This window comes from Telluribacter humicola (genome assembly GCF_017355935.1).
Taxonomy (GTDB): domain Bacteria; phylum Bacteroidota; class Bacteroidia; order Cytophagales; family Spirosomataceae; genus Telluribacter; species Telluribacter humicola.
The window spans coordinates 1,042,836-1,057,011 of sequence record NZ_JAFIQT010000001.1; the positions used below are offsets into that span (position 1 = coordinate 1,042,836).

At 51.4% G+C, this 14,176-nt stretch carries 13 protein-coding genes; 12 read left to right on the top strand and 1 reads right to left on the bottom strand.

Annotated elements, in window-relative coordinates; genetic code table 11:
* Nucleotides 1-157: 157 nt before the first annotated feature.
* The 6 genes from JUB14_RS04550 (at nt 158) to JUB14_RS04575 (ending at nt 5,864) form a co-directional block, all read left to right on the top strand.
* Nucleotides 158-1,315 (top strand): NADH:ubiquinone reductase (Na(+)-transporting) subunit B, encoded by a 1,158-nt coding sequence (locus tag JUB14_RS04550; RefSeq protein WP_207504570.1) that lies wholly within the window; start codon nt 158-160, stop codon nt 1,313-1,315.
* Nucleotides 1,308-2,039: an NADH:ubiquinone reductase (Na(+)-transporting) subunit C gene (gene nqrC / locus JUB14_RS04555; protein ID WP_207504571.1), complete on the top strand. Its 732-nt coding sequence runs from the start codon at nt 1,308-1,310 to the stop codon at nt 2,037-2,039. Before JUB14_RS04550 ends, nqrC begins: the two co-directional genes overlap by 8 nt.
* 65 nt (nt 2,040-2,104) lie before the next feature.
* Nucleotides 2,105-2,818 (top strand): NADH:ubiquinone reductase (Na(+)-transporting) subunit D, encoded by a 714-nt coding sequence (locus JUB14_RS04560; protein ID WP_207505936.1) that lies wholly within the window; start codon nt 2,105-2,107, stop codon nt 2,816-2,818.
* A 122-nt stretch (nt 2,819-2,940) separates the two neighbouring features.
* Nucleotides 2,941-3,555, top strand: coding sequence for an NADH:ubiquinone reductase (Na(+)-transporting) subunit E (nqrE, locus tag JUB14_RS04565; RefSeq protein WP_207504572.1), 615 nt, complete (start codon nt 2,941-2,943; stop codon nt 3,553-3,555).
* Nucleotides 3,556-3,561: 6 nt separating this feature from the next.
* Nucleotides 3,562-4,866 carry an NADH:ubiquinone reductase (Na(+)-transporting) subunit F gene (gene nqrF / locus JUB14_RS04570; protein WP_207504573.1) on the top strand — a complete coding sequence of 435 codons (1,305 nt, stop codon included), beginning with the start codon at nt 3,562-3,564 and terminating at the stop codon, nt 4,864-4,866.
* A complete protein-coding gene (locus JUB14_RS04575; protein ID WP_207504574.1) occupies nt 4,866-5,864 on the top strand; it encodes an FAD:protein FMN transferase in 999 nt (332 codons plus the stop codon). The genes nqrF and JUB14_RS04575 overlap by 1 nt, the downstream gene beginning before the upstream one ends.
* Nucleotides 5,865-5,950: 86 nt before the next feature.
* Here JUB14_RS04575 and JUB14_RS04580 read toward each other — a convergent pair whose 3' ends face one another.
* Complete coding sequence (locus JUB14_RS04580) at nt 5,951-6,172, bottom strand: hypothetical protein (RefSeq protein ID WP_207504575.1); 222 nt, start codon at nt 6,170-6,172, stop codon at nt 5,951-5,953.
* Nucleotides 6,173-6,317: 145 nt separating this feature from the next.
* Between JUB14_RS04580 and JUB14_RS04585 the strand changes: the two genes are divergently transcribed.
* The 6 genes from JUB14_RS04585 (at nt 6,318) to JUB14_RS04610 (ending at nt 14,065) form a co-directional block, all read left to right on the top strand.
* Complete coding sequence (locus JUB14_RS04585; RefSeq protein WP_207504576.1) at nt 6,318-6,752, top strand: CBS domain-containing protein; 435 nt, start codon at nt 6,318-6,320, stop codon at nt 6,750-6,752.
* Between the two features lie 222 nt (nt 6,753-6,974).
* Nucleotides 6,975-7,211 (top strand): Kazal-type serine protease inhibitor family protein, encoded by a 237-nt coding sequence (locus JUB14_RS04590; RefSeq protein ID WP_207504577.1) that lies wholly within the window; start codon nt 6,975-6,977, stop codon nt 7,209-7,211.
* 73 nt (nt 7,212-7,284) lie between these two features.
* Nucleotides 7,285-7,644, top strand: coding sequence for a hypothetical protein (locus JUB14_RS04595; RefSeq protein WP_207504578.1), 360 nt, complete (start codon nt 7,285-7,287; stop codon nt 7,642-7,644).
* 202 nt (nt 7,645-7,846) lie between these two features.
* Nucleotides 7,847-8,887, top strand: coding sequence for a DUF4097 family beta strand repeat-containing protein (locus JUB14_RS04600; protein ID WP_207504579.1), 1,041 nt, complete (start codon nt 7,847-7,849; stop codon nt 8,885-8,887).
* Between the two features lie 251 nt (nt 8,888-9,138).
* A complete protein-coding gene (locus tag JUB14_RS04605) occupies nt 9,139-11,547 on the top strand; it encodes an ABC transporter permease (RefSeq protein WP_207504580.1) in 2,409 nt (802 codons plus the stop codon).
* Between the two features lie 124 nt (nt 11,548-11,671).
* Complete coding sequence (locus JUB14_RS04610) at nt 11,672-14,065, top strand: ABC transporter permease (RefSeq protein WP_207504581.1); 2,394 nt, start codon at nt 11,672-11,674, stop codon at nt 14,063-14,065.
* The last annotated feature ends 111 nt before the right edge of the window (nt 14,066-14,176 follow it).

Sequence of the window (14,176 nt, forward strand, 5' to 3'; positions counted from 1 at the left end):
GGATTGCTTTGAATCGATAGCTCAGGTTATGGCCCCCATGGGCACAGGACCTGAGAATATAGCTTATCTGGTTTGTAAGTATCAAAAGACCCATCAGGACAGATATGTCCCTGACGGATCTGTAACCTATATCTGAACCTTTAATACTACTCGTGCCGTGAAACCAATCCGTACGCTTGTTGACACTGCAAAGCCGCACTTCCACAAAGGAGGGCGCTTTGAGAAGTTACACCCGGCTTTTGACGCGCTGGAGACTTTCCTGTTTGTACCCGGCCATACCACCCATAACGGAGTACACATTCGTGATGCCATGGATCTTAAACGAGCCATGTTCACGGTAATAGTAGCCCTCACGCCTACCTTATTGTTTGGCATGTGGAACGTGGGCTACCAGCACTACCAGGCGTATGGTATGCAGGTGTCCTTTGTAGATAACTTCCTTTTTGGCGCTCAGAGGGTACTTCCCATTGTCATCGTGTCCTATGCCGTAGGGTTGGGTGTGGAGTTCATCTTTGCGATCCTGCGGGGGCATCAGGTGAGTGAAGGATATCTTGTGACGGGTATGCTCATTCCGCTTATTCTGCCCGTAACCATACCCCTCTGGATGGTGGGACTGGCGGCTATATTCTGTACCGTACTGGGCAAAGAGATCTTCGGTGGTACGGGTATGAACTTCATGAACCCGGCGCTGCTGGCCCGGGCCTTCCTGTTTTTTGCTTTTCCGGCCTACATGACCGGCGACGTCTGGGTGGACCTTACACCCGAGCCGGGTCATGCACTGGTAGATGCCTATTCAGGAGCCACCAGCCTGGTCGCTTTTGATACCAACTGGACGGATATGCCTTCGGCCTGGCGTCAGTTCTGGGGCTTTGAAGCGGGCTCCATCGGCGAAACCAGCACCTTTGCCTGCCTGCTGGGTGCCCTGCTTCTGATTGGTACCGGAGTAGGTAGCTGGAAGATCATCGTGGCCTGTTGTCTGGGGGCCCTGGGCATGGGACTGCTTATGAATGTACTGGCTCCGGCGGATATCGCCAACCATGCCATGCACACACCGGCCTACTACCACCTGCTGATGGGAGGCTTTGCGTTCGGAGCCGTATACATGGCTACCGACCCGGTGAGTGCGGCACATACCGAACGGGGTAAGTGGATCTACGGAATCCTGATCGGCGTCTTTACAGTGGTGCTGCGGGTATTTAATCCGGCTTATCCGGAGGGCGTGATGCTGGCTATTCTGCTGATGAATGTCTTTGCACCACTCATTGATCATGTCGTAGTTGAGCAACACATCAAAACCCGGTCTAAGCGTGCATAGCAATAAATATACACTTATCTACGCGGCCGTGCTGTCGGTACTGACAGCAGTGATACTGGCCGTGACTGCCGAGGGGCTGAAGCCCGCTCAGCAGGCCAACGTTATACTGGACACCAAGGCTAACATCCTGAAAGCCGTCCGCCTCGACCTAACGGAGCGGCAGCAGATCGAGCAGACCTACGAGAGTCGTATCAGAGAGGTAGTACTCAATGTTTCCGGGGAAGAACTGGAGGGAGTAGATGCTAAGGATATCGACATGAAAGAAGAAACGGATAAGGATTGGAAAGAGCGTCGGCTGCCCCTGTACGTGTACACAGCACCGGAAGGGGACAAAAATTATATCATACCCGTGCGGGGTGTAGGGCTGTGGGGGCCAATATGGGGGTACATCTCGCTCGAAGGCGACTTTAATACCATCTACGGAGCCTACTTCGATCACAAGGGCGAAACGCCCGGACTGGGTGCTGAAATAGCCGAAAAGCCCTTCCAGGACCAGTTCCGGGGCAAGAAGATCATGTCGGAGGACGGTCAGTTTGTGTCGGTAAACGTGATCAAAAAGACGGACAAGCTTGAGTACGGTGAGATGTACCGGGTCGATGCCATTTCGGGAGGGACCATCACTTCGCAGGGGACCAACGATATGATCAAAGAAGGGCTGGAGCCGTACCTGACCTATTTCAAAAAGAACAAGAGTAATAACCTTATAAGTGAGTACCGTAAGTGAATCAGTATAGTTAAGCGATTATTCAACAGACCATTGCATGTGTTATGAATGAAGAAGAACAACTGATGAGTGAGGAAGAACAGCTCACCACCGTACGGGAAGAGGCTACCACCGCTACCCCGTCCGTAGTACCGGTTAAGAAAAGAGAAGCTTTATTTTCAAAAAAGAATGTTCAGACCCTTCGGGACCCGCTGGATGACACCAATCCCGTCACCGTGCAGGTCTTGGGTATTTGTTCGGCGCTGGCCGTCACGGTGCAGATGAAGCCCGCCCTGATCATGGCGTTGGGGGTTACGTTTGTGGTAGCCTTCTCCAACCTGATCGTATCCATGCTGCGGCGCACCATACCCACCCGCATTCGGATCATCGTGCAGCTGATTATCGTAGCCATGCTGGTTACCATCGTAGATCAGCTCCTGAAAGCTTATATGTTTGACATCAGCAAGAAGCTATCCGTATTCGTAGGACTCATCATTACCAACTGTATCGTGATGGGGCGTCTGGAAGCCTTTGCGCTGGCCCAACGGCCCTGGCCGGCTTTTCTGGATGGTATTGGCAATGGCCTCGGCTATGGGTTGATACTCCTGGTGGTGGCCTTCTTCCGCGAGCTGTTCGGGGCAGGTACCCTCTTTGGCTTTAAGGTGGTACCTCAGTGGGCTTATGATATGGGCTACGTCAACAACGGCCTGATGGTACTTCCTCCGGCGGCTTTGTTTGTGATCGGGATCTACATCTGGTGGCAGCGCAGCCGTAACCAAAAGCTGATCAACGTGTCCTGAGTAAAGGGTATGAATAAATGGCCTGTGGGGACACAGGCCATGGTGTTGCGATGCTGAAAAGCTATTTGCTTTTAGCTACTCTTCTAACACCTAACCAGCTAATAACTAAATATCTAACAGCTATGTATGAGCTAATTAATATATTTATCAGGGCCATTTTTATCGAGAATGTAATCTTCGCCTTCTTCCTGGGGATGTGTTCGTTCCTGGCCGTGTCCAAGAAGATCAAGACCGCCTTTGGACTGGGGCTGGCAGTTATATTCGTAATGGTACTGACCACCCCGCTCAACTACCTTATCCTGAACTATATGCTGGGAGAAGGAGCCCTGGCCTGGATACATCCGTCACTGGCTTCGGTGGATCTGACCTTCTTAGCCTTTATTCTATTTATCTCCACCATCGCGGGAGCCGTGCAGTTGGTCGAGATGAGCGTGGAGAAGTTTGTGCCGGCGCTTTATGCCTCGTTGGGTATCTTCCTGCCGCTCATTACCGTTAACTGCTCCATCCTGGGTACTTCGCTATTCATGCAGGAGCGTCAGTATACCTTCGCCGAAACCGCCGTTTTCTCCTTAGGAGCGGGCGTTGGGTTCTTTCTGGCCATAGTACTACTGGCAGCCATTCGGGAGCGGCTTCGTTACTCCAACGTTCCCCAGCCTCTGCAGGGTCTGGGCATTGCGATGATTATTACGGCTCTGATGGGCCTGGCATTTTTGAGTTTTTCCGGAATCAAACTCTGACCGCTCATGCTACCCGTACTTACCACCAGTGTACTTGTTTTTATAATCATTATCCTGTTGCTGGCTTTTCTAATCCTGCTGGCTAAGGAACGGTTACTGCCCCAGCGTGATGTAGCTATCATCATCAATGATAACAGGGATACGCCCCTGGTAGTAAAGCCGGGTTCTTCGCTGCTGTCCACGCTGGCGGCGCGTGATATATTTCTTTCCTCGGCCTGTGGGGGAGGAGGTACCTGTGCCATGTGCAAGTGCCAGGTATACGAAGGGGGGGGCGAAGTACTACCTACCGAAACCAACCACCTCAACCGCCGTCAGGTCAAAGAGCGGATACGGCTGGCCTGTCAGGTCAAGGTCAAGGAGGATATGCGCATTGAGGTACCCGCCGAGGTATTCGGGGTGAAGAAGTGGGAGTGTACGGTGGAGTCTAACTACAACGTAGCAACCTTCATCAAGGAGTTCATGGTAAAGCTGCCGGAGGGGGAACACCTGGACTTTAAAGCAGGAGGCTACATCCAGATCGACATACCCGAGACGGTAGTCAACTACAAGGATATGGATATCACGGCGCACCCGCTCTACCACGACTCGCCCTACAAGTTTCAGGAAGACTGGGATAAGTTTGGGTTGTGGCCGCTTAAGATGGTGAATGACGAGCCTATATTCCGGGCCTACTCCATGGCCAATCACCCCGCCGAGGGCAACATCATCAAGCTCACCGTCCGGATCGCTACGCCTCCCTTCGACCGTGCCCGTAACGGGTGGATGGACGTCAACCCGGGGGTAGCTTCTTCCTACATATTCAGTCGGAAGCCCGGTGATAAGGTGACCATATCAGGACCTTACGGAGAATTCTTTATCAAAGAAACAGATCGTGAAATGTTGTATATAGGCGGGGGAGCCGGTATGGCTCCTATGCGCTCGCACCTGTTCCACCTGTTCCATACGCTGAAGACTGAGCGCAAAGTGACCTTCTTCTACGGCGGCCGTACCCGCAAGGAGCTGTTTTACATTGACGAGTTCAGACAGATTGAAAAAGAATTCCCTAACTTTAAGTTTGTCGTAGCCCTGGATGGTCCCCTGCCCGAAGACAACTGGACGGTAAAGAAAGACCTCGACGATCCCGAGGGCGACGGATTCATTGGTTTTGTTCATAACGTGGTTATCAAAGAATTCTTGAGTAAACATCCCGCTCCTGAAGACCTGGAAGTGTACTTCTGCGGTCCGCCGATGATGAACCAGTCAGTCATTAAAATGGCTGATGACTGGGGCATACCATCCGAAAACGTATCCTTTGACGATTTCGGTAGCTAATGCGGTTAAAGTTTGTCTGTGTACTTATGGTTTGGGCGGGTTGGCTGGCGGGATGTCAGTCTACCCGGAAGAGCTATACCCATCTCGAAGGGCAGGCCCAGGGTACTACCTTCCGGATCGTCTACAACGATTCGTTAGCCAGGGACTATTCACATGCCGTGGATAGTATATTCAGGGTGATCGACCACAGCATGTCCCTCTGGGATAGTACCTCGGTGATCAGCGGGTTCAACGCCAATCGCTCCTATGTACGAGCCGATCCCCATTTTGCCACTGTATTCAGGAAGGCACAGGAGGTTTCAGCCAGTACCAGTGGCTACTTCGATGCCACCGTAGGGCCGTTGGTAAAAATCTGGGGATTCAGCTATAAGAAAGGCTTACCCCAACCCGATTCGGCCCGGGTAGATAGTCTGCTCCGATTGGTTGGATATAAGAAGGTCCGGCTGGAGGGAGGGCAGCTACAGAAAGAGACTCCAGCCATGGAGGTAGATTTTAATGCTATCGCTCAGGGTTATACGGTGGATGTGATTGCTGACTTCCTGAAAAGTAAGGGAGTAAAGAACTACCTGGTAGAGATAGGAGGGGAAGTACGGGCCGAGGGACGGAACGAGCGAGACGAAACCTGGCATATAGGTATAGACAAGCCCGTAGATAACAGCGAGGAGGGACGGCCCCTGCAGACGGTCGTACCGCTGAGCGGACGGGCGCTGGCTACCTCAGGTAGCTACAGGAAGTTTGTCGAGCGCGATGGGCGTCGGTACAGCCACGCCATTGACCCGCATACGGGTTTTCCTATTACACATAGCCTACTCAGTATATCAGTGATCGCCGACGACTGCATGACCGCCGACGCTTACGCCACGGCTTTTCTGGTGATGGGGCTGGACAGAGCCTTACCCATTGCGAAGGCGCACAATTTGGAACTCTACGGCATTTATGAAGGCGAGGGTGGTGCCTTGCAGGTGTACAGTAGTCCGGGCTTCGGGGAGAAAGAGTGAGTGCAGAATTATGAATTCTTAATGCTGAATTAGTTTTTAGTAGGGAAATGAAGGACAGGTCTCTACTTAACCTGTAACGCATCCTGCTACTTCGCAGCGCCAGCTTCTAAATTCTCTTCCTGCTTTTCACAGGCTTCTCCGGCCTTGCGGCCACAAACTCCGCAGGTCACTCCATCATTCCGCAGGTAAGGGTTGTTGTTGGCACAGGTTCCCCTGAACTCACCTCCTTTCACAAAGAGGAGTCGCAGGCTGAACAGAAAGAATCCGATCAGCACCAGCACAATCGATACGATCAGGACAGGTACCATAGCTATCTTTTTTAGTAAATATACACGTAATGGACTTCAATAAAAATATAATAATAAATTTCTTATAAAGATTTGTATTAAAGACAGTGAATTAGTATCTTCGATTTATTCTTCTTTCTCCTTACTAACTCAAAATGATGTAGTTATGACCTCAGTCAAAAAACTGTTGGACGGGAAGGCTGTTTCTGCCGTATGGAGCGTAACGCCTGATACTACCGTTATCGACACCCTGCATTTTATGTCTGAGAAGAATATCGGAGCCGTGGTGGTGCTGGATGAGGAAAGGCTGGCGGGTATCTTCTCGGAGCGTGATTATGCCCGCAAGGGAATTATTCAGGGGCGCAAAGCCAAGAGTACACCTATCGGTGAAGTCATGACTGAGCATGTTTTTACGGTTTCGTCGGACATGGGTATTCAGGAGTGTATGAAGCTGTTCAGTGAGAAGAAGATCCGCCACCTGCCCGTTGTGGATCAGGGACGGGTAGTGGGGGTACTCAGCATCGGCGACATTGTTAATTCCATCATGAGTGAGCAGCGGCAGCACATTCAGTTTCTGGAACACTACATTACCAACGCCTGACGTACTTCCGACCTATAGCCACTCACTTTTACACTCTCTTTCGGGCTCCTATTTATCTTCTTTAAGGGTACCACCCGCTGATACAGGTGGTCCTGGTCTTCTTTTGTCTCTACGCAGAGGCCATCTTCCGCCCATGGGCTAAAAAAAATGTTTGGATGGTTTACAACCCCTTTGGCTTATACCGACTCTATGTAGGTGTAAACCAAAGGGAATACACCATCTATGCAACTGATTTCAAAAACTACTTTGTTGGTACTACTGCTTTGGGGTAGCCTCCCCGGATGCCAGGATCAGGATGCAGTAAAGGAATGCCAGGAGCGTCCACGCGACGACCGGGCCTGCTATGAGATATACGCTCCCGTGTGCGGGTGCAACGGCAAGACGTATCCCAACGATTGTGAAGCCTTAGCGGCGGGCATTACCCGCTTTACGGAAGGGCCTTGCAAGCAAGCGGATTAAGGCACCAGCCGGTATAGTTTTTTAATTTTTATTCACCTTTTATTCACCTTAAACCTAAAATCAATTAGCCATTATGAAACTAGTAATCACACTATTTGGTCTGCTGGCGTGGGCAAGCTGTCAGGAAAATGAAATACCTCTTGAAAATGTAGTCGATTCGGAAGCTACCGTAGTGAGCAACCTGGCTGCCGATGGGTGCGACTGGCACATAGAGGTACCGTCGGGTGAGCAGACTTATTACTATGTACCTACTAAAGCCACCGAAGATAAACTGAAGTCAGCTGTGGAGGCTTGGAAAACCGAGAATAGCTACAGCTTTACCCCTATTTCCATTAAGTACCGTGCTACCAGCGGCAAGCAGTCGGTTGAGTGCGGATGGGGCAAGAAGAGCGAATTTACGGAGATAGAGATCCTGGAAGTAAAGAAAAAATAAAAAGTAAATCCTGTTCATCTGCGTACATCAAGTGTCCGGTAACGGGCACTTTTTTGTTTGCTGTAAAAGGTAATTAGCTGATAGTGAGTGCTTATAGGAGGTGGGTATGGTTATTGGGTAAAGTAGATAAAGGAAATATTTCTGAGCAGTGACGCAACCTGCCGACCTGTTATTCCATCCTTAAAAAAACATACCTATAACCATGAAAAACAAAAGTATACTCCTGCTCATCTGGGCGATAGTAATCTCCGCCGCTGTCTATGCCCAGTCCAACGACGAATCACCCTATTCGACTAAAACATTTACCGGCTCGCTCAGCGCCCTGCGCGTAGAGACATCCGGCGGTTCTATCGCGGTGGAAGGTACCAACAGCAACGGCGTCAGGGTTGATATGTATGTGCATCCCAATAACTGGAACGGTCGTAATAACCTGAGCCAGGCCGAAATTGAAGAGCGTCTCAAAGAGTACGACATCGACATCCGGACCGAAGGCAGCACCGTCATTGCGACCGCCAAGCGCCGCAACCGTGACAACAACGACTGGAAGCGGAGCCTTTCTATCGGTTTTAAAGTATATACTCCCCGTAACATGCAGACCAACCTCCGCACCAGCGGCGGTAGCATCCGGATCGCCTCTCTGTCGGGCGAGCAGAATTTTACCACCAGTGGCGGTAGCATCAAGGTACGTGACCTGGATGGTGTCGTGCGTGGTCGTACCTCGGGAGGTAGTATAGAAGTGGATAAATGCTCCAAGGATGTTGAACTCGTAACGAGCGGAGGCAGCATCAAGGCCAACGACCTGAACGGTAAGATCACACTAAGAACTTCCGGGGGCAGCATAGCCCTTAATAACCTGGATGGTGACATTGAGGCTAAGACCAGCGGAGGCAGTATCAAAGGCGATGGGATCAAAGGTGCCCTGAATACGGGTACTTCGGGTGGCTCCATTCGTTTGGCCGGGGTAGCCGCCAGCCTCCGGGCCAGCACCAGCGCCGGTGGTATTGAGGTAGACTTTGATAAACTGGGTGAGTACGTAACCCTGTCTACGTCGGCGGGTAGTGTACGGGTACAAATGCCGCTGGACAAAGGGCTGGATCTGGACTTGCGTGGCAATAAGGTAAATGTACCTCTGAAAAACTTCAGCGGCCACGCCGGTAATGACCGCGTAGAAGGCCGCCTCAATGGAGGTGGTATACCGGTGAAGCTGTCAGCGAGCAGCGGTAGCGTATACATCAATCAGTAGCAACTATTTTTAGCGGGTTTTTAAGGCTTGTTCGCCTTTGAACAAAAGTGTCCGATATCGGACACTTTTGTTTTTGTTGGGTGTAGTAAACGGTTGATTTACAGCGTATAGTGGAGATTGGCATAGCTTTTAGTACTAGTAGGGTACTTGCCGGTGGAATAGTGTAAGTACTTTCCATCTATTAGCCATGACTATTTAATCATCAGGAGAAGCTAAAAGCTGACCACCACTACCTTAATGCCAAAACTGCTATGCTCTTTAACTACTTCAAGATCGCCTGGAGAAACCTGCTGAGAAACCGCGTGTATACCCTGCTCAACGTGGCGGGGCTGTCGCTGGGCCTGGCCTGCGCCCTGCTGGTATTCTGGTTTATACGCTTCCAGACCACCTTCGATGACTACCATTCCAATAGTGAGCGTATCTACCAGGTCACCACCGAATTTAAGTTTGATGGTAGCAGCTACTCACGCGGGGTACCTCCTCCGATGTGGAAGGCCATGCGTACCGAAATGCCTAACCTCACTACTGCCATGTGCGTGGGAGCGTATGACCTGCTACTGGCTACGCTGACCAGCGAAGGTAGACCCGATAAAAAATTTAAGGAAGAAGGCCTGAAGTCAGCCTATGTACAGCCAGAGTACTTCTCCATATTTGACTATACCTGGCTAGTCAATGACGCGAAGCGCGCACTCAGCAAGCCCAACACCATTGTACTGAGCGAGCAGATGGCCGTGAAGTACTTTGGGAAGCAGGACCCCATCGGTAAAATTATCCGGTTGGATAACCAGCTGGATCTGGAGGTGACGGGTATCGTCAGTAATCCCCGCCCCAACAGTGAGCTGCCCTACGAGTTTTTTGTATCCTTTGCTACGCTCGAGGCCAACCCCAAATACCGGTATGGCGGTCCTGATCTGGACCAGTGGGGCGGCGTGAATTCCAATACCTACTGCTTTACTCTGCTCCCCCCCAATAGCAGCGTCACTCAGGTGCGAAAGCAACTGGAGGCGCTCAATAAGAAGTACCACGGCGACGACTACAAGTCCTACTTCCATCACCTGGTACCTTACTCGGAGATGCACCACTCCGAAACCTACTACGGCGCTATGCCCATGAAGTGGATCTATATCATGGGTGCCATCGGGCTATTTCTGATCGTGACAGCCTGCTTCAACTTCATCAATATGGCAACGGCTCAGGCCCTGCGCCGCTCTAAGGAAGTAGGCGTACGGAAGTCCATCGGTGGTACCCATTCGCAGGTATTTGTCCAGTTTCTGACTGAAACTACCCTGATCACGCTGGCGGCGCTGGTCGTAGGCCTTGGACTAGCTACCCTACTCCTGCCCAACATTGGCGAGTGGCTCGACCAGAAGAACGGCTGGCCAACTATCGTAGAATGGTCTGACCCTACCTTATGGGCGTTTATGTCGGGCCTACTGGTGGTAGTGGTGCTGCTGGCCGGCTCCTATCCGGGAATGATCCTGGCCGGCTTCCGGCCGGTACTCGCCCTGAAGGGCTCCGTTACTACCCGCCACATCGGGGGCATGTCGGTACGCCGGGGCCTGATCGTATTTCAGTTTGTGCTGATCCAGTTGCTGGTGATCTGTACCCTGGTGGTGAATAATCAGGTGGACTTCATGCTGAATCAATCCGTCGGTTACGAAACCAAAGGGATTGTGCAGGTACCGATTCCTTCACCCGATAAGGTCAATCAGGCTACTTTCCGTGAGCGGTTGCTGGGTATCCCTGGTGTAGCCGATGCTTCGTTCTGCCTGTTTATGCCTACCGACCAATCCGCTAATACAACGAACTTCCGGTTTGATACCCGGCAAAAGGATGAAGTATGGCAGATCAATACCAAGAATGCCGACCACAACTACATCAATACGTTTGGCCTACAGCTCGTCGCCGGCCAGAACATCCCCGTGAGTGACACTACACGAGGGTACCTGATCAACGAAAAGGTAGTGGAGCGCCTGGGCCTGAAAAGCCCCAACGAAGCTATCGGTAAAACCCTGCGCGTGTGGGGTAAGCCTGCGCCTATATACGGGGTTCTGAAAAACTGGAACAACGCCTCATTCCAGAATGACATTGATCCCGTGGTTATATTTACCTGGAAAGATATCCATTATAGCTGTGGAATAAAGCTGAATACTACCAACCTGCAGCAGAGCATGCAGGACGTAGAGAAGCTGTGGAATGAGTACTTCCCCGACCACCTCTACGAGCAGAAATTCCTGGATGAGCGGATTGCCGAAAGCTATCAGTTAGAAAAAATCATGCTGAAGCTGATCCGGGTCTTCTCGCTGATCGCCATATTTATCGGTTGTCTGGGTCTGTACGGTCTGGTGAAGTTTATGGCTTCGCAAAAGACGAAGGAGATTGGTGTACGTAAGGTACTGGGAGCCAGTCTGGGTAGTATACTGGCGCTCTTTGGCAAGGAAATTGCCATCCTGATCGCCATTGCGTTTCTTATTGCCGCGCCTGCTGGCTGGTACCTGATGAAAGCCTGGCTGGAAGACTATCAGTACAAAATACCCATCGGAGCTGGTATCATGCTGCTGGCTATCGCCCTGACGTTCCTGGTAGCGATCATTACCGCCAGCTACGAATCGCTGAAAGCGGCTCTCATGAATCCGGTAAAATCACTAAAAACTGAATAAAAGGAGAAAGGCGGCCGCAACGGCGGACCGCCGCCGTGCTGGAGGAAAGAAGAAAGTATTTTTTCTTTCCTCCAGCAACCTCCCTTCCTCCTTTCATACCTTTTGTCCTTTACTAAAAATAGCCATGATCAAGAATTATTTAAAAATCGCATTTCGTAACCTGAAGCGGCACAAGGCCTACGCCATTATCAACGTAGCGGGCCTGGCCATGGGCATTGCCTGTGCCATCCTGATCTTCACGCTGGTCAGGTACCACCTGAGCTATGATGCCTTCCACGCCCAGAGCGACCGGATCTACCGGTTCATTTCGGAGTTTCATGGCGAAGAGATCAACTACTCCAGCGGGGTACCTCAACCCCTGGGAAAGGCCTTCCGCAATGACTTGACTTTTGGCGAGAAAGTAGCCCGCGTGGCTGTCTTCGAAAATCAGTTGCTGTCACTACCACAATCGCCCGACAATAAGAAGTTTCAGGAAGAGCAGGGAGTAGCCTACGCCGAGCCTGAATTCTTCGACATCATGAGCTTTCCCCTGGTGCAGGGAGATAAGAAAACCGCTCTTGCCGAACCCAACACAGCGATAGTTACCCAGAAAGTAGCGAATAAGTACTTTGGCAGCGAAAATCCCATCGGCCAGACCATCCGCCTAGACAACCGCTTTGACTATAAGGTGACGGGGGTACTGCAGGACCTGCCTACTACGACCGACCGCCGCCAGGAGATATACCTTTCCTACGCTAACCTGAAAGACCAGAATGCCTGGCTGGCCAGTGATGAAAGCTGGGGTGGTGTATCCAGCGGGGTGAACTGCTTTGTGCTGCTGAAGCCGGGTGTTACCCAAGCTATGGTGGAAAAGGCACTTCCATCTATATCTGATAAGTACTACGATGCCGAAGGCGCCAAGGTGTTTCGGTTTAAGCTGCAGCCCGTCGCCGATATGCACTTTAACCCCGACCTGGGTGGCTACGTAGAGAAGAAAAACCTGTGGGCACTATCACTGGTAGGGCTGTTTCTGATCATTACGGCCTGTGTTAACTTCATCAATCTGGCTACGGCTCAGGCACTCACCCGCGCCCGTGAAATCGGTGTTCGTAAGGTACTTGGTAGCCTGAGGGCGCAGCTGTTCTGGCAGTTCATTTCCGAAACGGCCCTGATCACCGCTTTCGCGACGATGGTTGCTTTTGGACTGGCGCATCTGGCGTTGCCCTTTGCCAACCAGCTCTTCGAGTCCCAGATGACCATTAACCTCCTTCAGGACTACTACCTGATGGGCTTTTTGGCAGTACTGCTGGTCGTGGTAGTGTTCTTCTCTGGTTCGTATCCGGGGCTGATTCTGGCCGGTTTCCAGCCTATGCAGGCGCTGAAAGGCAAGCTGGCGCAAAAACACGTAGGAGGTTTTACGCTGCGTCGGGGTCTGGTAGTTACACAGTTTGCCATATCACAGATACTGATTATTGGGACCATTGTCATAGCCGATCAGATGCGCTACTCGCAGGAGTCAGATCTGGGCTTTAATAAGGATGCCGTAGTAATGCTGCCCGTACCGGTACGGGATCAGGCCAAACTAAGTACTCTGCGCAGTCGGGTGGAGCAGATAGCGGGCGTGAACGAAAGTGCGTATTGCTTCCAGGCGCCGGCGGCCAATGCTAACCTCAATACCGGGATGCGCTACGATACCCGTACCGAGGAGGAGGTATTTTCGATCAACATGAAACTGGCCGATAGCAAGTACCTGTCAACTTTTAATTTACAACTTGTAGCGGGTCGTAACATAGTACCGTCCGATACCGTGCGTGAATTTGTGGTGAACGAAACACTCGTAAAGAAACTGGGAGTGAAGTCGCCGGAGGAAGTGATCGGCAAGCAGCTCAGTGTCAACGGTGGTACCATGACGGCCCCGATCGTAGGGGTAGTGAAGGACTTCTATAACTACTCCTTCCGTACCGACATCAGCCCGGTATGTATCATGTCCGATATTAGCCGCTATCAGAACTACGCCATAAAAGTAAACACTGCTAACCTGCAGCCTACCCTGGCGGCTATCGAAAAGGTATGGAGTGATACCTTCCCCGAGTTCGTCTACAAGCACGAGTTTCTGGATGAGCGCATTGCTGAGTTTTATGCTCTTGACTCCATCATGCTCCAGCTGATCCAGTTCTTTGCCGGCGTAGCCATCTTTATCGGCTGTCTGGGCTTATACGGTCTGATTTCGTTCATGGCGGTACAGAAGACCAAGGAGATAGGGGTGCGCAAAGTGCTGGGCGCCAGCGTAGAAAATATCCTGTGGCTGTTCGGAAAAGAATTCGTTCGTCTGGTCATAATCGCCTTTGTACTGGCGGCTCCGCTGGCCTGGTGGGTCATGAACAAGTGGCTGACGGAGTTTAAGTACAAGATCGAAATAGGGGCAGGCATATTTGCCCTGGCTATTGCGGCTACGCTCCTTATTGCAGCGCTTACCGTAGGCTACCGCTCACTACGGGCCGCCCTTATGAATCCGGTGAGGTCGCTGCGCTCGGAGTAAGGGAGGAGAGGAGAAAAGGAGGAAAGCAGGAAAGTTTAGATTCATTCTCTATTCAGACCTTCCTCCCTATGTAGCGACGCTACGTTTTACAAAAAGCTAAAAACTAATCGC